Source organism: Paenibacillus radicis (ex Xue et al. 2023), assembly GCF_024722015.1.
Classification (GTDB): domain Bacteria; phylum Bacillota; class Bacilli; order Paenibacillales; family NBRC-103111; genus Paenibacillus_S.
In genome coordinates this window covers 121,699-139,669 of record NZ_JANQBD010000024.1, presented here as the reverse complement: position 1 = coordinate 139,669, position 17,971 = coordinate 121,699, and the positions used below count along the sequence as shown (strand labels likewise).

The window sequence follows — 17,971 nt, the reverse complement described above, 5'->3', positions numbered from 1 at the left end:
TTGTTTCGTGTATAGTTGCCATGAGTAGGGTTCCTTTCTTGGTGACTTCACTAATCCCGAGAATACCCTACTTTTTTGTTGCCTGACTAGGCTCCAAATTGTGGTACACAAACAATTTTACACCGTCCTGATATCCACCATTTCACCTATATTAGAGTTAGTTTTTCCAGTTAGATTGATTTCAGGCGATATCCACGCTGGATTAGCGTTACAATTTCCATCTATTTTCTTTCCTTCCGCAGCGGCCCCGACAAATCATGGTCTCCTCCAGATTGAAAGCAACCTTTGAACATCGCTTCTCGCTCCATCACTTAAGCAACATCCAAAAAGCTGCCGGATTCATTTTTGGATTTTCGAACCCCCACTCTGAGGGGAATTTCCCTACAAAAAAGACGCTTCCATTTCTGCTTACATGGTGGTTTTGGAGGCGTCTTTGTACATAATTTGGGACTGATCATTCACTGATACCCTTTTGGGACGGCCTCACAAACTCTTGAAACCTCCAATTCTCCTTAACTCAAATGCTCCAGACGGTAAAACCGAAGTGCATTGCCACCGAACAACGCTTCCTTATCCTGCTCGCTTATCGCTTCAGGCAGCCCTTGCTCCAGCACCTCAACCACCTGATCATAGCTTGCAGCTAACAGACATACCGGCCAGTCGCTTCCGAACATAACGCGGTCAGTTCCGAAAATACGCACAATGTGTTGGATGTATGGTGTGATTTGTTCCGGCTTCCAATGCTGATGGTCCGCTTCCGTCACCATTCCCGACAGCTTGCAGTAGATGTTACGGTACGAAGCTATCTCTACCATTTGGGTTGCCCATGGCTCCCATTGCCCTTCCATGATTTGCGGCTTCGCTATATGATCGATAACACCATGCAGATTCGGCACCGCCTTCAGCAGCTTCAGCACAGACGGCAGTTGATGTGAAAGCATCAGAAGATCAACCGGAAATCCCTCCTCGGCAAAGTACCTTAGAGCTTCTACAATAGAAGGCTGCAGAACCTCGTCTGCGTCTTCCATGGCTTGTATCATGACGCGAATACCGGCAAAAGAAGGATGCTGCTTAAACAACTGGTACTGCTCACGGTAATTGGGACTATGGAGGTCCAGCCAACCTACAACACCAGCTATCGATTCGTTATGTTCTGCCAATTCAAGCATAAATTCTGTATCCTGCAAGGTCGGCGCAGCTTGGACTACAATCGATTTATCCAACCCGTTCTTGTCCAAATGATCAGCTAAATCCGCCGGACCAAAATCTTTGTATATAGCCTTCATATCAGGCGAAATCCAGCCATAGTCGCCTCGCTCCAATTTCCAAAAATGCTGATGCGCATCCACTCTCATAGCAATTGTCCCCCAATTTCCGAATTGGCGGCCCCAGCAGGTACATGCTAAGGCCTACATCCAATTTATACCGTAAAATGGTCAAGAAGTATACCTTTCAGCGATGGAAATCGAGGGTTTAATATAGCAAACCTACTTGACGGTATCCTTTCCAATCATCTTGCTTCGAAGCCCTGAAAGCTTCACAGGACCCAACAAACCGGATAGATGGGACATACCGTCATAACGGTTTGCCAAGCTGTTAGTAACCTCAATTTGTAGTATATGCTCCCCAACTCCTGATGCAAGCGCCTCATTAACCTTAAAAACATAAGGCTTCCACATTCTCACGCCAGCTTCTTGACCGTTAAGCGATACCCGTACAAGCTCATGAGCATCTCCCAGACTCAATTCAATCGATTCGAAATCATCTGCTGCCGCTTCGGAAAGCTTAAATCGTTTCTCATATAACACAGTACCTGACATTTGCTGCAGCCCTAGCCCCTCCCACTCCGTCCATGAGCCAAGCTGCGTCAATTGCTGACTACCGAAATCTCCTTCAGCTTGCCACCCGACGGATAAATCAAGGAGCTCCACCACTTCTTGTTCCAATCCAGCTCTCTCCTCACCTTGCAAAGAGGTATCAATAACGAGCCACAAGCATTCTCGACGCTGCAGCGTCAGTTCTATCCCGATACCCTCTCCAGCATTGTTTCTAAAAGAGGCTGCCGCTCGAATAGCTCCCGACCAAGGGTACCAAAGCTCTGCTTTTCCTGAGAGGGGTGTATGCACAGCTCCTTGAAAAGCCTCTTCACCTTCGTTAACAAGCACATAGAAGTGTACTCCATCCTTCACAACATGGCTGATTCGAACCGAGCTGCATGCAGGAGTAATCACCATATCTCTCGTAATCATTCCATTCAATAGAGCAGGCAGCTTCTCCGTTTCGTCCAGACGGTAAAGCTTCCGTTCATTTCCCTTCGCTCCGGCGATGGACATAGGTTCGTCTTCATCCTTTGCTGCCGCTTCTATAACGAAGCCGCCGCGTTCAACAAAGCTGCTCAGTAAATGAGCCTCTTTGGCTCCGAGAATGCCACTGTCTTCTATTAATACAGCTTTATACTGCTGCTTCCCAATACTAATTCTTCCGTTATCTGTAAAAGTACATGAGGACAGCAGCTCTGTTTCGAGATAATTAAATTCAATCTGCTGTTCGAAAAGCGGTTTAACCGATTTCCAGGGCAGCGAGGTTGGACCCGCCAGCACAGCGAGCTCCGTTTGATTGACACTATCCGTCATTAACCAGCTCATCCGCTTAATATAACGGGCAAACTGCTCGTATTCCGACCACCATATGTTATTGGGTCCAACATCAGGAGGACGCTCATCCCGCCGAGAATCACGGATGGAATAATAAAATGCATGGGGAGAGATCATATTCGTTCCCCTGACAAACAGCCAATCCAAATACCATTTCATCTCGTCGGCCCTTAGCGACCAACCGCTCTCTTTGCCGCAAACCCCGAAGCATTCATTAATAACGCGCCGCCGTCCTCTATGACGAGCAGCATCCGATGCGCATTTGCCCATAGTACTATGCACGCCATCTACCGCTTTCCCAGCCTCAGGTGCAATATACCGCCACACTACATCCTGCCCCGGTATATGAAACCACGCTTGAGCTCCGATATCATCACTTGCTGCCGGATGTCCGGTTAGCGCAATTCCATGTTCCTCGCACCATTCATACAGCGGCCTATAGTAGCTTGCTGCTAATCGGTGATGTACGGATGTTTCGTAGTTTCTGCGAATCGCGGTTGTTCGTGTTCCGGCTTCGAACCAGAGGGCTCCAAGCTCCTTTTCCTCATTGCCTCCTGCCTTGTAATTATCAATAAACCCAGTTGTCCATGGCTTCAATCCTTTGATATGATTACGTCCGAGCAAATCAGGCTCATCTGTAAACATCGCGATAACCGTTTTGCCAAAATGTCTCTTAAGCTTCCGGTAATAGGCCTCATGCGTAAGTGTAATGAAGGTCTGTACCGCATCACCATTTAACAGATCCGCAGCAAGCGGTGCGTCAGCCTCTCTGTCATCTTGTCCCTCGTGAATCCCCCGTATTGTCCCCTTAGAGAAGGTGTCTATAAAAACGAGCACAGACCACTCCCCATCATCGGGCTGCTCGAAGATAACTCCTTCGCTATCATAAGCATCAATGATCTGGCAGTGCTCAAGATCAATCTCCTTCTCGGAGCGTTTGCGGACAGCTTGCACTGAAATTACTTTATCCCCTGGCGACAGCTTGAAGGAGATGTTCGTCAGTCCACTGCAAGGGTACTCAATCATTTGCAGACCACGGCTCGCATATTCAGGGTTAGCTTTAACAACCAGGCCATTAGCTGCACCAGACGGATACATCCCTTCATCATACAAAATTACCGTCATACCTTGAGCCTCTGCTTCCAAAACTGCCGCCTCAACCAACTCCATGAACGACTCTGATAAATAAGGCTGGCTTCTTGGAAGCCCCATCCTCGGATGGAGGACAAAGCCCATAACCTCTTTGGACTTTAAATCGTGAATTTGTCTAATCAGCTCATTCTTATTCAATTCATCGTTCCAAAACCAGAAAGGAATCGGAGTAAACTCATCTTGGGGCTCCCAAAAAACGCTTTTTAAATGTTCCATTATTTAAACCCTCACCTTCAGCTTCCGGCTTTGTTCTTGGAAATCATGTTTACTTTCCCGCCTTTATTCAACATAACAACCATTCTGCTTTCAAACAATCGGATTTTTTTGAAAATTGACCTCTCACCGCTAGCACTTTTTTGCTTGATATGGATTATATTGCTGTTAGCTCTGCAGATACCTATATAAATGGCTATATCTCAACGACTTGTGCCAATAGAACGCACCCATACAGAAATGCCCTTTACATGAGCCCTGATCAAGCGGCTTTGTAAAAGGCATCCCTTTTTTAATAAAATGAGAACTATGTACGTGCTCTTAAGCGGATTACATTCCAGGAAAGCTTCGGCAGATTTGCTTGGATATAGCCGTCCTTTGCTTCAGCGCCACCTTTATTATGAGGTACTACAGAATGCGGATGAGCAGCCGTATTGGTAGCTTTGATGTCGTCATGCTCAAGGACGATATGCTCGACAACCTGATAACCGGCGAATCCGCGAATATCCACATCCAGAAGCAGAGATGCTTCGGTATCTTTGTTTACGGCGAATACGGTAAGCTCTTCCGTTTCTTCGTTGTACACTGCAGTCGACTCCAGATAAGGCACATCCGTAAAATCCTTACTGTCATATTTAGGCGATGAAATGATCGGATTAAGGGCAACTCCTCTTCCATATACAGAAGCATGCATGTACGGGTAGAAAATCGTTTGCCGCCAAGCATCTCCTCCATTATCCGTCATAATAGGAGCAATAACGTTAACTAGCTGTGCCATGCAAGCGATCTTAACACGATCCGAGTTGCGCAATAAGGTGATCAACAGGCAGCCAACCAGCAGTGCATCCTCGAAAGTGTACACATCTTCCAATTGCGGCGGAGCGATGGACCAAGGCTCTATTTTACGGTCGGCAGCATTAGAGTGAAACCAAACATTCCATTCATCGAAGGACAGGTACATCGTTTTCTTGCTTCTCTTCTTCGCCTTAATATAATCGCAGGTCGCAATAATTTCTTTAATGAAGTAATCCATATCAAGTGAGCGCCCAAGAAAATTCGGCAGGTCATTGTCGCGGTTTCCGTAATAGGTATGCAAGGATAAATATTCAACATGATCATAGGTATGATCAAGAACTGTAGCTTCCCACTCGGCATAAGTTTTCATCGCCCGGTTGGAGCTTCCGCATGCTACCAATTCTATAGTCGGATCGACCCACTTCATAGCTTTCGCTGATTCCAATGCGATTCTGCCGTATTCTTCAGCGGTTTTATGACCAATCTGCCAAGGTCCATCCATTTCGTTGCCCAGGCACCAGGTTTTTATTTTATGCGGCTCCTTATAGCCATGCGCAACACGCAGGTCGCTCCAATACGATCCTGAAGGATGGTTGCAGTATTCCACCAAGTTTCTTGCAGCATCGATACCGCGAGTCCCGAGATTGACGGCCATATTAACCTCGGAGTTAACGAGCTTGGCCCATTCCATAAATTCATTCGTTCCTACATAGTTGGGCTCAACCGTTTTCCAAGCTAGCTCCAGTCTTGCAGGTCTTTCATCTACAGGACCTACCCCATCCTCCCAGTTATAGCCCGACACAAAGTTCCCGCCCGGATAACGGATAATAGGCACCCCAATCTCATTAATCAAATCAATTACGTCATTGCGAAATCCCTTTTCGTCAGCCTCCGGATGCCCCGGCTCATAAATCCCCCCATAAACGGCACGTCCCAGATGCTCGATAAAAGAACCGAAGATCCGTTTATCCACCTCAGCGATTTTAAAATCCTTCTCCAAAATCATCTTCGCTTTTTTCATATCAGCCATTAGTTCTACCTCTTTTCGACATTTATTTTATATTTTTATAAATCATTTCACACTTATGTATTTCATTTTATGAGATAGGATCCGTCTGTGTCAATACAAAATGTTTACGTTTGCAAGCAGCAACAACGAGCTTTTTCATCTTATTTTCCTACATACGTGAAACAACACAACAAACCTTACTTTCAAGCCAACTATTAAAGGCAAAAGCTTGCCCTTTCTTTTTAAGCGATTTTATTTTATAATTTTATAAAATAGTTTATGCAAATGAGGACAACCCTATGATCTATATAAAAGAACTGAAATCCGGCTTATCCATTTTCAAGGCACTAAGCTCGGACATCCGCATCCAAATCATTGAATTGCTCGCTACTCATGATTCCTTAAATCTCAATGATATCGCCGGCAAGTTAAATCTGACCAACGGCGCAGTTACGATGCATATTAAGAAGCTTGAAGAAAGCGGACTGATTGAAATCAATACCGCCGTAGGCAAACATGGCATTCAAAAAATATGCTATCTGAATGAAGATAAGCTGATGGTAGATTTAAGGAACAAGGAAAATAAAAATTTGTATGAGGTCGAGATCAAGCTCGGACATTACAGCGCTTATGAGGTACATCCAACCTGCGGGCTAGCCACTAAGGACAGAATTATTGGGGAGTTCGACGATCCGCGTTATTTTGCCGATCCCGAGCATATTAACGCCGAAATCATCTGGCTGACTAAAGGTTATTTTGAATACAGAATTCCGAATTATTTGAAGCCCAATCAACAATTCGAGGAGCTTCAGTTTATTATGGAGCTTGGCTCGGAGGCGCCTGGATATTGCAATAATTGGCCGTCGGATATTTATTTTCATGTGAATGATATAGAACTGGGGTTTTGGACAAGCCCTGGGGATTTTGGCGGTGAGAAAGGAACGTTCAACCCTGATTGGTGGCTGCCTAATTTGAATCAATACGGTGTGCTGAAAATGATCCGGATTAATCAGGAAGGCTCGTTCATTGACGGCCATAAAATTTCGGATACTACGCTTGCAAGCATTGGACTCGACTATAAAAGCGATATTAAGCTTAAGCTCTCCGTGCCCTCCAAAGCCAAAAATTTGCATGGTTTAACTATTTATGGAAGTAAGTTCGGTAACTACAATCAGGATATTTTGGCAAGAGTGCTTTATAAGTAGCCTTATTTCATTGAAATTGGAAAAAATATAGTAATTTTCACAAAAATTTTTGTGAAATTAATAAAATTGTCAAACTATTTTAAGGTTATTTTAATAATCGTAATATAAACTATTTACATATCCAAATATTAGGCGGGTGACTGGAATGAAATTGTTTATTACGATCCAAAATAAAAGCGTGCCTGTATACTCCGACGAGAAAAATAAAAAGAAATTTAATCTATTGATTTCTGCGCTAGATTCTAAATTGGTAAAAGGCAAACGTGCCATCAAAAAATGCCTTGATTCATTAATAAGCATTGAAATCGTTGGGTGTGAAGCCATCCTCCATTCTTATAATGAAACAGATTCGCTTGCCTTGTCTCTCTACTAAGAGAGGCTTTTTTTTTATTTACACGCTCATAGATGGTACAATCAGAGAATCATAAACAGACCAATGAGTTTATTGGTGCTTAAGCTAGGTGGAGTGAATCGATGATTAGATTACCAATTGAGCCGGTTCTGCCGGAAATAATAGAGGCGCTAGGTTCTTCATCCAACGCCGTACTAGTAGCCCCTCCGGGAGCTGGTAAAACAACCCGCGTTCCACTTGCACTGCTGGAGAGTCCAAGGTTTGCAGGTCAGCGTATTCTGATGCTGGAGCCGCGCCGTCTGGCAGCCAGGTCAGCAGCGCGTTTCATGGCCTCCGCCTTGGGTGAACAGGTCGGCCAAACCGTCGGATACAGGGTCAGGCTCGACAGCAAGGTTGGACCGGATACTAGAATTGAAGTCATCACCGAAGGAGTGCTGACCCGTCTTCTGCAGAGCGACCCCTCCTTGGAGGGTGTGGGTATCGTCATCTTCGATGAATATCATGAGCGCAGCCTGCATGCCGATCTGGGCTTGGCGCTTTGCTTGCAAGCACAGGCCGTTCTGCGCGATGATCTGCGCATTCTGGTCATGTCGGCCACGCTGGACGCGGAGCCGGTGGCGGCTCTGTTGAACAACGCGCCTGTTATCCGCAGCGAGGGCCGGATGTTTCCTGTCGAGACGGTATATCTCGAACGGCAATTGGAAGGCCGTATCGAGGCGGCCACGGTGCGCTGCATCGTCAGTGCGCTGGAAGCGCAGTCTGGCGATCTGCTCGTATTCCTGCCGGGAGCGGGAGAAATCCGGCGGACCGAAGCCCAGCTGCGATCGCTGCAGCTGGGTCCTCACGTGCGGATCGCTCCGCTGCACAGCAGCCTGCCGCAGGAGGCGCAGGATTTGGCGATCGCGCCAAGCCCTCACGGCACGCGCAAAGTCGTGCTTGCGACAACAATCGCCGAGTCGAGCCTTACCGTCGAAGGCGTGCGGATCGTCATCGACAGCGGGCTGATGCGTGTGCCCCGCTTCTCGCCGCGGACCGGCATGACACGCCTAGAGACCGTTACGGTCTCCCGCGCATCCGCGGATCAGCGGCGTGGACGCGCCGGGCGGCTTGAGTCCGGCGTATGTTACCGCCTGTGGACGGAGCAGGACGACAGGCGGCTCGCCGCGCGCAGTACGCCGGAAATGCTGGAGGCGGATCTCGCGCCGCTGGCGCTCGAGCTCGCCGCATGGGGCGCAGCACCGGACGAGCTGCTGTGGCTCGACCCGCCGCCAGCGGCCGCTTATGCGCAGGCGCGAGAGCTGCTAAGCCGTCTAGGCGCCTTGGCCGCAGACGGCACGCTTAGTGCCCAGGGTCGGCAGATGGCCGACCTGGGGATCCACCCGCGGCTCGCGCATATGATCCTCCAAGCCGTTCCACTCGGCTTGGGCGGTCTCGCGTGCGAGCTGGCCGCGCTGTTGAACGAGCGCGATATATTGCGCGGCGATACGGCCTTTGATTGTGATCTGCGGCTCCGCTTGGAGGCGCTCAAGAGTACTCAAGCCGCTGCTGGAGAATCCTCGTCGAAGGGGGGCTCTTATCTCGGATATTCCGTAGATACGGCAGCCTGCAAGCGTATCCGCGCTGAAGCTCAGCAATGGAAGCGAGCGCTGGGCATTTCATCTAATCAAACCTATGATGTGAATATGTGCGGACTGCTGCTAGCATTTGCCTATCCAGACCGCATTGCACAGCGAAGAACCACGGGACGCTTCCTTCTAAGCAACGGTCGCGGCGCCGTCTTCACACAGCAGCAGCCGCTCAGCAATGCTCCTTATTTGGTAGCGGCCGAGCTCGATGACCTTGGACCCGAGAGTCGGATTTATTCGGCTGCACCTATCGACCTTGATGAACTGGAGCTCCACTTCAAGGATCAGATTGAAGTGGAAGCGTTGATAGTCTGGGACAGATCCGCCCAGGCGGTTCGTGGACGCAGCCGGTCACGTCTCGGCTGTCTAATCTTGAAGGAAGCTCCTCTCTCTGCTCCCCATGCAGAAGATACACTTGCCGCGCTGCTGAGCGGCATTGCAGAGGAAGGGCTGGAGCTGCTCCCTTGGTCGAAGGCCTCCCGACAATACCGGGAGCGCCTAAGTTTCATGCATCTCCATGACTCCAGTTGGCCGGATGTTTCCGACCACGCGCTGCTGTCCTCGCTTAAGGATTGGCTCGGACCTCATGCTTATGGACTTAAGAGCCGTGGAGAGCTCCAGCGTCTGAATATAATCGAGATATTGGAATCCATGCTCACTTGGGATCAGCGCCGCGAGCTCGATTCCAATGCTCCAACGCATATTACCGTGCCCAGCGGCTCCCGCATCCCTGTCGATTACAGCGACCCCGCTTCGCCATCGCTTAACGTGAGGCTGCAGGAAATGTTTGGCCTACAGGAAACACCACGGATCGCCGGCAGGAATGTTCCGCTCACCCTGCATCTGCTATCCCCCGCACAGCGTCCGGTGCAGGTAACTCAGGATTTGGCCAGCTTCTGGCGAAATGCCTATTTTGAGATCAAAAAGGACCTCAAGGGGAGATACCCTAAGCATTATTGGCCGGATGACCCGCTTATTGCTATGCCTACTAGCCGAGTGCGTCCGCGTTCGTAGTCCGGCGCTGAGGGAAATTGAACAAATCTCTAGCACACTTATAAAGTCCGAAAATCTCATAAGAAAATTGGCTGTCTTAAAAGGTATACCTACTAAGTGAATCCCCTATAATCCATATAATGAGCAAAAGAACCTGCAAACTCCCACTACGAGCGGAATTGAAGGTTCTTTTGCGATTTCATATTTAGGATAAAGTGGTGAATGGAGTCTTGCAAAATATGTTGGGACAACCTCTTTTTTGAGTGCCAATCCAAGAAAGCGAGTGGTTGTCCTCAAGTATAAAGGCTCCAGTGGCTGCTAATAACCTATTCCATTGAATTTGTTCGCGGTTAGAACTATATATGCAGGAGCTTGTTCAATGGGTTGGAGCTGCTTCAAATGGAAAGTGAACCTCAATGAACCCTTTTCAATTAGTCTGCTGCCTATTAGTACGCCCTCATTAACCCCAATCATCAAAATTCAGTACCACGAACCTTGGAAAATATCATCGTATCTCTTAAAGCACCGTCAACCCCACATTTTTCACTGCGAAGAATCCCCTCTAGAGTAAAACCTAGACGTTGTGCAACTTGGCTGCTTCGGTTATTACGAGAGTCGCACCTGATTTCGATGCGATTGGCGTTCAGGTGATGGATAGCGTAATCAGTAATGCCATCAACAGCCTCAGTGATGTAACCCCGTCCGCTAAAAGACGTACGTACCCAGTAGCCGATTTCAAACTTCCTGGCTTCCCAATTTATTCGATGCAAGCCACTGCAGCCAATCAGCTGTCCGGTTTCCTTCAGTATCAGATGTAAGCGAAGATCCGAACGCTCCAAAAATTGCAGCCGGGAGCGACGAACGCCTGCCTCTGATTCTTCTATCGTTGAGAGGCTTTGAGCCCATGGCATCCAAGGGCGTAATTGTTCTAAGCTTTCATTGACCGCTTCGTTTACTGCTGCCCCGTCCTCCCATAATGGCGCTCGAATAATTAGACGATCCGTTTCGAAGCTCTCGGGAATTGAAATTAGAATAGGGTTAGAATCAGAGACGCCCACAAATTCCACCTCCGTGAAATGAAAATAGGTTTATGCCCTCTATTATGAAATTCCTCTACCATCCAGAAAAATGCTTACTCCCAAGGAAACTTCGTAATCAAATAATCAGCGAACTTTTTACTTTCTTCTCTGCGATGTCTTCTCACTTCGGCCCTGTATAATGCGGTCTCATGAAGCCTTTGTTCCTCTTCCGTTTCGGGCACAACTTGTGGTACTTGTACCGTTTTCTTATGTTCATCCAATGCGACGAAGGTTAAAAAAGCAGTAGCGGCTATTGCTCTTTCGCCATTCTGCAAATCTTCGGTGATAACCTTTACAAATACCTCCATCGAGCTTCTGCCAGTCCAAGTAACATAGGACTCCAAGCATACGGAATCTGTCGTCTGGATGGGCAGCAAAAAGTCAACGGAGTCGGTTGAAGCCGTCACGACGCTGGCACGGCAATGCTTGGAAGCAGCAATCGAGGCAATATCATCAATATATGCCATTAGTTTTCCACCGAACAAGGTGTTGTGATTATTGACATCCGTAGGGAATACCCTCGCTGTCTTGTAGCATCTTGATTCCTTGGCGAATCTGGTTTCCATCGATAGCACTCCTCTAAATATATCTTTTTTTACCGGAAAGTTGATTTCTAAAGTTTAATGCAATGAACCGCTGGAATCAACAATTTTTCTCAATTCATCTGCAATAATTTTGCTATAATGAATGAAAATCTAATGAAAGGTGGAGAACTCACAATGATTCAACGTCCTGATCCTGCTGAGCATGATCCCTATTACGAAAGATATATCCAGCTTGTTCCTTCAGACGATCTTTTAGCCCAATTAAGAAAGCAACTTACCGATACGTTGGAGCTTCTGCAATCCACATCCGAAATGAAAGCAAGCTACCGTTATGCTCCAGGCAAATGGAGCTTACGTGAAGTAGTGGGACATATGGCGGATACAGAACGTATAATGAGCTACCGTTTGCTTCGCGTCTCTCGTGGAGATGCTACTCCCATTGCCGGTTTTGACGAAGATGCCTATGCAAAAGCGGCTAACTACGAGGCTTATCCCATGCACAGTATTCTGGATGAATTCAGCATCGTGAGGAAGTCCACTTTATTTTTGCTCGAACGTATTACACCTGAGGCATGGGGATATTGGGGAACATCAAATAACAGCAAAATTACTGCAAGAGCATTGGGTTACATCATTGCCGGACATGAGCTTCATCATCGCAGCGTCATTCAGGCACGATATTTATAAAAAGAAACCGACTGCATCGAAATCAAGCTGGCAAGCGCGGCTGCGATCTTTTAGAGAACTTGTCGAGGTTGATTTGAAGCTAAGCATAATTCTTCGTACTTTATTGCTGTAAAAAGATCTGCTTTCTTAAAGGTTTTCAACCTTAAAATCAATGCCAGACCTTCCTCCCGTTATCGGCCTGTACATATTCCTGCAAACATGCAGTTATTTCTACCAAAAATTATTTGTTAAAAGGAAATAACTGTAATAGTGCATCAATTTTCATACTACGGGCTCCGGTTTCGTCCGTGTAAGAAAAAAAGATGCACTTTTGCATGAATTCAAGAAGACTGTCGGTAGAACGCTAAAAGGCTGTAGATATGCAGGTTTTGTGGTAGGTAATGGTTTCGACTCAGGGTTTTGATAGGCACTGGCCTCGGCTCTGGTTTTCTAATAGGCAATAGCTTCGGCTCAGGTTTTTGGCAGGCAGTTGCTTCAACTCATGTTTTAGTGCCCCCCATTGCTGTTCGTAAACACTCATCAAGCGCTGAGCTACATACGGAGCCGCAATAGAATGACTTCGTAAGCGCTGAATTCGGTTTTCGATTATTGGTAATGTAAAAAAAGGCATGTATCAAAAGTCATTTTCGGAATTTTGATGCCCCATTTTAAACCAATTCATACATGCAAAAAAACATCCCATTCCACTTTCATTGCGGTTGGGATGTTTGTTTACTATTTTTTTGGGACCGAATCATTCCGTTTTACCCTTTTGGAACAGCCCTCTTCTTTCTGTACAGCAATATTAAGCCAATTATTTGAGCACATAATCAGCGAGGACGCTTTGCAGCTCATAAATATTTAAGCTTTTATTAAACTTTTTGCTGACAGGCATCGGATTACCGCTTATCCAAATTTTCAACTCGGCATCCAAATCGAATGTGCCTGCCGTTTCAATACTAAAGTGTGTAATGCTCTTATAAGGATAAGAATGAAACTCCATCTTCTTGCCGCTTAATCCTTGTTTGTCGACCAAGATCAAGCGCTTATCTGTAAATATAAACAAATCGCGAATGAGCTTATACGCTTTTTCGATTCGCTCAGACTTGGCCAGAACATGCGCCATCTCTTTTTGAATATCATCTAATTTTATTTCTGAAGCGTTCCCCATTAAACTATCGAACAATCCCAACCTGTTCCCCACCCTTCTCATCCACTATTTCTCCGCAAAAACAGCATACCATATAATGGAATATCCAAATACCACTCATTCATTCCACAAAAAAATAGATGATTACCCTTTAAAGTGAACAACTAGCTCGATCAGCTCCGACCTGCTCCCAATACGGATCGGCGGACCCCATGTACCGTAACCTGATGAAACGATGGCATGCATAGCGCCTTTTTTTAAATAACCCCAATCCAACTCGAATATACGTCTTGTAATGTAATGGTTTGGACTCATTTGTCCCCGATGGGTATGGCCTGAGAGCATGACATCCACTCCTGCCGCGGCAGCCTTATCCAACCCATACGGCTGATGATCCATGAGTATAAGCGGCAATGATTTGTCCACTCCTGTTAACAATGCTTCCAAATCCATTCTTCCATCCGAACCAAACCGTTCAACAGCTTTGTCCTTCCGTCCGATAACATAGAAGCTATTATCAATCAGCACTGGACGATCCAACAGCACCTCGATGCCAATGGCACTCATCTGATTGACGAATTCCTTGATATGGCCTCCAATATACTCATGATTGCCGAGCACCGCATAAATACCTAGACGAGACTCCAGCTTTTTCATGATACTTCCCATATCTTGGCGGATAAACGGCTTAATATCATCATCGATAATATCCCCAGGCAGTAAAATCAAGTCAGGCTTCAATGAATTCATTTTCTCTACCAAGAGCTGAAGCTGCTTGTTGCCAACGATGGTTCCCAGATGAAGGTCGGATGCTACTGCAATTCTTAATTCTGTTCTATCGCCTGCGCTTTTGGGGATTGTTATCTCATATCGGCGAATAATCGGATTGCGCGCATTCCAGGAGCCCCGAATCATGAGCGCTAATAAAATTAAACCTGCTGCCAATCCAAGGACCGGTATATATACGGTCTTTTCAACCGATAACAATGCCATTACCCCGGCAGCAAGATCAATAAAAGGCAGCATTACAAAGCTAAACAGCATTATCGCGAGCCAATAGGCTCCTATCAATCTAAGAAAGCTGGATAGACCATGCGGCAGAAATTTTGACCCAAGTCTCCCTATCACATAGGAAAAAACAATGAGCCAAAAGCAAATCCAATAAAGCGGACCAGGACTGAAATGAAATACATATTGAACCCACAATTGTCCATGCCATCCGATGTAATAATTAATAAGCGCGAACACTAGTAAAACTATTGCTATGATAAAATAAAAACGCGGCTTCATCCTCTGCAGCTCCCCATGTATGTTGAAAAATTCAAGTCTGGTTGTAATCCTCCATTCAATTCTCCATTATTCAATTCTCATCCTTCAATACTCCTTCCTTATATCCGAAACAGCCCATTGTTCAAAAGGCTTCTTATAATCATGCGGCTTTAATTGCTTCATAAGTATGGAACGCTCTTCAACAGGCAATGCAATTTGCTCATAAATAAACTGGTCGTCAAAACCAATTGCGGCAGCATCTTCCTTACTGCAAGCATAATAGACCGCATCCGGTCTTGACCAATAGATAGCCCCTATGCACATCGGACACGGCTCACAGCTCGTATAGATCTCACATCCTGTGAGCTGAAAATGATTTAAATGCTTGCAAGCCTCCCGAATTGCCTGAACCTCAGCATGGGCGGTTGGGTCGTTAAGCGATGTCACAAGATTGCTTCCTCTGCCTATGATTTGACCGTCCTTTACAACAATTGCACCAAAAGGCCCTCCCTTACCTGTAAGTACATTATCTACAGCTAATTGAATCGATTCCTGCATTCTTTTTTCATTTTCAATGGTCATCAATAAAACCACCCTTCTATGCAAATTTGCCGATATGCGGTTTTCAGCCTGCTTTCATAATAAAGGAAACACGCTGCGTTTTCAAAGGCTATCCGGCCGTTCACAATATATTAGCTTGGAGAAACCTGTGTGATTGGAATATAATAAGGTATTCTGTGTAATTCGATGCCAGTACAAGGGGGAAAAACCATGTCAAAAGTACATTACGTGGCGGGAACGCCCAACGCATACATTCAAGAACCCGGTCTTATGAAAACTGCCGGAGAATGGATCGCCAAGTTCGGCAAGCGAATCTTTATTGTAACCGGCTCCAAATCTTGGGCAAGTGTCCAACCTCAGTTCACTGAAAGCTTGGCTTCAGCAGGAATAGAATATGAAGTAGTCCCTTACCAAGGGGAATGCTCTTATAATGAAGTATCGCGTTTGCAGGCAATGGTCAAACCGGAGATCGATTTAATTGTAGGCGTAGGTGCAGGCAAAGTGATCGATACAGCCAAAAAGCTGTCCAACGACTTGAATAAGCCGTTTGTTGCGATCCCAACTCTAGCCGCTCAATGCGCTCCGGTTACAAATCTGTCCGTCATGTATACGGATGAAGGTGTATATGTAGACTTCCCGGTGTTCTACCGTAACACCTTGCTGGTATTAATTGATACCGATGTGATCGCTGCCGCTCCCGTTCGCTATCTTATTGCCGGTATCGGTGATACTATTGCCAAATGGTATGAATCCACAGCATGTTCCACCGGTAAGACGCAGAACCTTCCGACCATTGGCGGCGTCCAAGCCTCCAAACTATGCTTTGATATCCTCCTCGCTCATAGTGACGAAGCGATCCGTGACGCTAAAGAGGGGGGATCCTCGGAAGCTCTGCAAAAAGTAATTGACGCTGTTATTTTATTCAGCGGCTTGGTTGGCGGCCTCGGCGAGGATAACTGCCGTTCCGCAGCAGCGCATGCCGTTCATAACGGTTTGACTACGCTGCCCGAGTCCCATCATGCATACCATGGCGAGAAAGTAGCCTATGGCATCATTACACAGCTGGTGCTAGAGAATCGCCCCGCTGAGGAGATTAATGATCTGCTTGGCTTCTACAAGCAGATCGGCCTTCCCTCCAAGCTGCGTGAGCTTGGCATCACGAAGACGTTGAATGATGAACAGCTGCGTGAGATCGCACGCGTATCTTTATCGCCGGACGGCACGATGGGCAATATGCCGTTTCCTGTGACAGCAGAGATGCTCATCGAAGCCATTAACAAGGTCGAGCAGTTGTAAGGCAAAGCAGAAATCACCTGTTACTGAAACAAACAAATAATACTCAGCTCACCAAGGTATACTAACCAATAAGAGTACCCGACAATTACAGATTGTCAGGTACTCTTATTTGCAGCATTAATGAAGTCCATCCCAACTAATGATTAAAAAACTTGTCACAAAGTATATGCTCGTCCATACAAAATACGACAAAACCTCTTCTTTTCCATCGTATATTTATTAGGTAGATTGATGTAAAATATCCAAATACAACCAGATCAAAATCTGAATGGCAGATATAGCATTATCAACCCACTATACTGGTATAGAACAGGAGATTAAAGATTATGAGAACTATTTATGAAAATTACAGAGGATTCATTGTGAGCCAGGACGACAAAAGATATCAAGCGACTAACCAAGAAATTAATATTAGCCACCATAAATTAAGTGAGGTTCTAAATACTATTGACAAATACGTGGAGGATAAATCGAATTAAACAAAAAAATCCCCGCTAATGGGGGACATCGACGGTTAACTTTACTTGAGCCCTTCCTTATCCATCTCATCGTCCAATAAATCGTCGCTTGTTCCGGAAAGTTTATAAAAAGGATAGCTTCCATATTCATTTGGATAATATCCATAATCATCACCCGGATGTTCCACTATGAAATAATCCTTAAGTAAAGATTTGATTTTCTCAAACATGAGGCAATCCTCCTTAACATAGTTGTTTTATGTTAAGTGTTTTCTAAATCATCATTTATTATACCTGTTTAACCTCTGCTGAAATGACTAAGGACCCGTCCTTAGTCAGCTTGATACCGACAAAGGATGGGTCCTCCAGTTAAACGTATTATTATAATTTTCTATATTTCGCAATCTCTTGTACATAGAGATCACCGCCATGAGCGTCATAAACTACCAGAACAGGAAAATCTTCAACCGTAAGCTTCCGAATCGCTTCCGGTCCCAAATCCTCATAGGCAACAACCTCGGCCGACTTCACCTTATTTGCCAGCAATGCCGATAAACCGCCAATTGCCGACAAACAAACGGCTTCGTACTTGACGCAAGCATCTTTTACTTCCTGGCTTCTAGGTCCTTTCCCAATCTTCCCCTTCACACCGTATTCATACATAGCTGGTGTATAAGGGTCCATTCGGGATGCAGTTGTAGGTGCAATGGACCCGATAATTTGGCCTGGCTTCGGCGGAGTTGGACCGGCATAAAAAATGATTTGATCCTTTAAATCAACAGGCAGTTCCTCGTTATTTTTCAACAATTCGATCATTCGTTTATGTGCAGCATCCCGGGCAACGTAGATGGTACCGTTGAGAAATACCTCGTCACCAGCTTTAAGATTCAGAGCCTTCTCCTTTGTGAGGGGCGTTTCCAAATATACTTTTGCCATCGCAAGAAACCTT

At 46.0% G+C, this 17,971-nt stretch carries 15 protein-coding genes; 5 read left to right on the top strand and 10 right to left on the bottom strand.

Annotation, left to right across the window (positions count from 1 at the left end; all coding sequences use genetic code 11):
* Positions 1 to 512: 512 nt before the first annotated feature.
* The 3 genes from NV381_RS28350 to NV381_RS28340 form a co-directional block, all read right to left on the bottom strand.
* Positions 513 to 1,355 carry an amidohydrolase family protein gene (locus tag NV381_RS28350; protein ID WP_258216660.1) on the bottom strand — a complete coding sequence of 281 codons (843 nt, stop codon included), beginning with the start codon at positions 1,353 to 1,355 and terminating at the stop codon, positions 513 to 515.
* Between the two features lie 132 nt (positions 1,356 to 1,487).
* The gene (locus NV381_RS28345) at positions 1,488 to 4,022 is read right to left on the bottom strand and encodes a glycosylhydrolase-like jelly roll fold domain-containing protein (RefSeq protein WP_258216659.1); all 2,535 of its coding nucleotides are present in this window, start codon (positions 4,020 to 4,022) and stop codon (positions 1,488 to 1,490) included.
* A gap of 304 nt (positions 4,023 to 4,326) precedes the next feature.
* Positions 4,327 to 5,844: an alpha-N-arabinofuranosidase gene (locus NV381_RS28340; protein ID WP_308862350.1), complete on the bottom strand. Its 1,518-nt coding sequence runs from the start codon at positions 5,842 to 5,844 to the stop codon at positions 4,327 to 4,329.
* Positions 5,845 to 6,122: 278 nt separating this feature from the next.
* Between NV381_RS28340 and NV381_RS28335 the strand changes: the two genes are divergently transcribed.
* The 3 genes from NV381_RS28335 to hrpB all read left to right on the top strand — a co-directional run bounded on the left by NV381_RS28335 (position 6,123) and on the right by hrpB (position 10,019).
* On the top strand, positions 6,123 to 7,028 hold the full coding sequence (locus NV381_RS28335; RefSeq protein ID WP_258216658.1) for an ArsR/SmtB family transcription factor: 906 nt from the start codon (positions 6,123 to 6,125) through the stop codon (positions 7,026 to 7,028).
* Positions 7,029 to 7,173: 145 nt separating this feature from the next.
* Complete coding sequence (locus NV381_RS28330) at positions 7,174 to 7,401, top strand: 3-dehydroquinate dehydratase (RefSeq protein WP_258216657.1); 228 nt, start codon at positions 7,174 to 7,176, stop codon at positions 7,399 to 7,401.
* A 101-nt stretch (positions 7,402 to 7,502) separates the two neighbouring features.
* On the top strand, positions 7,503 to 10,019 hold the full coding sequence (gene hrpB / locus NV381_RS28325; protein ID WP_258216656.1) for an ATP-dependent helicase HrpB: 2,517 nt from the start codon (positions 7,503 to 7,505) through the stop codon (positions 10,017 to 10,019).
* 452 nt (positions 10,020 to 10,471) lie between these two features.
* On the opposite strand, the gene NV381_RS28320 is transcribed toward hrpB, so the two are convergent.
* Together NV381_RS28320 and NV381_RS28315 are read right to left on the bottom strand one after the other, a co-directional pair.
* Positions 10,472 to 11,056 (bottom strand): GNAT family N-acetyltransferase, encoded by a 585-nt coding sequence (locus tag NV381_RS28320; RefSeq protein WP_258216655.1) that lies wholly within the window; start codon positions 11,054 to 11,056, stop codon positions 10,472 to 10,474.
* 74 nt (positions 11,057 to 11,130) lie between these two features.
* On the bottom strand, positions 11,131 to 11,643 hold the full coding sequence (locus NV381_RS28315) for an acyl-CoA thioesterase (RefSeq protein ID WP_258216654.1): 513 nt from the start codon (positions 11,641 to 11,643) through the stop codon (positions 11,131 to 11,133).
* A 153-nt stretch (positions 11,644 to 11,796) separates the two neighbouring features.
* Between NV381_RS28315 and NV381_RS28310 the strand changes: the two genes are divergently transcribed.
* Positions 11,797 to 12,309 (top strand): DinB family protein, encoded by a 513-nt coding sequence (locus tag NV381_RS28310; protein ID WP_258216653.1) that lies wholly within the window; start codon positions 11,797 to 11,799, stop codon positions 12,307 to 12,309.
* Between the two features lie 793 nt (positions 12,310 to 13,102).
* Here the strand turns inward: NV381_RS28310 and NV381_RS28305 are convergent.
* From NV381_RS28305 to NV381_RS28295, 3 genes are all read right to left on the bottom strand, one after another.
* Positions 13,103 to 13,480, bottom strand: coding sequence for a PH domain-containing protein (locus NV381_RS28305; protein WP_258216670.1), 378 nt, complete (start codon positions 13,478 to 13,480; stop codon positions 13,103 to 13,105).
* Positions 13,481 to 13,582: 102 nt separating this feature from the next.
* Positions 13,583 to 14,728, bottom strand: a complete 1,146-nt coding sequence (locus NV381_RS28300) for a metallophosphoesterase (RefSeq protein WP_258216652.1) — start codon at positions 14,726 to 14,728, stop codon at positions 13,583 to 13,585.
* Positions 14,729 to 14,812: 84 nt separating this feature from the next.
* On the bottom strand, positions 14,813 to 15,289 hold the full coding sequence (locus tag NV381_RS28295; RefSeq protein WP_308862348.1) for a nucleoside deaminase: 477 nt from the start codon (positions 15,287 to 15,289) through the stop codon (positions 14,813 to 14,815).
* Between the two features lie 189 nt (positions 15,290 to 15,478).
* Between NV381_RS28295 and NV381_RS28290 the strand changes: the two genes are divergently transcribed.
* Complete coding sequence (locus tag NV381_RS28290; protein ID WP_258216651.1) at positions 15,479 to 16,564, top strand: iron-containing alcohol dehydrogenase family protein; 1,086 nt, start codon at positions 15,479 to 15,481, stop codon at positions 16,562 to 16,564.
* A 520-nt stretch (positions 16,565 to 17,084) separates the two neighbouring features.
* Here NV381_RS28290 and NV381_RS28285 read toward each other — a convergent pair.
* Both NV381_RS28285 and NV381_RS28280 read right to left on the bottom strand, forming a co-directional pair.
* Positions 17,085 to 17,252 (bottom strand): hypothetical protein, encoded by a 168-nt coding sequence (locus NV381_RS28285; protein ID WP_258216650.1) that lies wholly within the window; start codon positions 17,250 to 17,252, stop codon positions 17,085 to 17,087.
* 151 nt (positions 17,253 to 17,403) lie between these two features.
* The gene (locus tag NV381_RS28280) at positions 17,404 to 17,958 is read right to left on the bottom strand and encodes a Fe-S-containing hydro-lyase (protein WP_258216649.1); all 555 of its coding nucleotides are present in this window, start codon (positions 17,956 to 17,958) and stop codon (positions 17,404 to 17,406) included.
* Positions 17,959 to 17,971 lie beyond the last annotated feature (13 nt).

Bases quoted from the DNA above. Each gene is read 5' to 3' on its own strand.
- NV381_RS28350 (WP_258216660.1), bottom strand. From the start codon at position 1,355: ATGAGAGTGGATGCGCATCAGCATTTTTGGAAATTGGAGCGAGGCGAC.
- NV381_RS28345 (WP_258216659.1), bottom strand. From the start codon at position 4,022: ATGGAACATTTAAAAAGCGTTTTTTGGGAGCCCCAAGATGAGTTTACT.
- NV381_RS28340 (WP_308862350.1), bottom strand. From the start codon at position 5,844: ATGGCTGATATGAAAAAAGCGAAGATGATTTTGGAGAAGGATTTTAAA.
- NV381_RS28335 (WP_258216658.1), top strand. From the start codon at position 6,123: ATGATCTATATAAAAGAACTGAAATCCGGCTTATCCATTTTCAAGGCA.
- NV381_RS28330 (WP_258216657.1), top strand. From the start codon at position 7,174: ATGAAATTGTTTATTACGATCCAAAATAAAAGCGTGCCTGTATACTCC.
- hrpB (WP_258216656.1), top strand. From the start codon at position 7,503: ATGATTAGATTACCAATTGAGCCGGTTCTGCCGGAAATAATAGAGGCG.
- NV381_RS28315 (WP_258216654.1), bottom strand. From the start codon at position 11,643: ATGGAAACCAGATTCGCCAAGGAATCAAGATGCTACAAGACAGCGAGG.
- NV381_RS28310 (WP_258216653.1), top strand. From the start codon at position 11,797: ATGATTCAACGTCCTGATCCTGCTGAGCATGATCCCTATTACGAAAGA.
- NV381_RS28300 (WP_258216652.1), bottom strand. From the start codon at position 14,728: ATGAAGCCGCGTTTTTATTTTATCATAGCAATAGTTTTACTAGTGTTC.
- NV381_RS28295 (WP_308862348.1), bottom strand. From the start codon at position 15,289: ATGACCATTGAAAATGAAAAAAGAATGCAGGAATCGATTCAATTAGCT.
- NV381_RS28290 (WP_258216651.1), top strand. From the start codon at position 15,479: ATGTCAAAAGTACATTACGTGGCGGGAACGCCCAACGCATACATTCAA.
- NV381_RS28285 (WP_258216650.1), bottom strand. From the start codon at position 17,252: ATGTTTGAGAAAATCAAATCTTTACTTAAGGATTATTTCATAGTGGAA.
- NV381_RS28280 (WP_258216649.1), bottom strand. From the start codon at position 17,958: ATGGCAAAAGTATATTTGGAAACGCCCCTCACAAAGGAGAAGGCTCTG.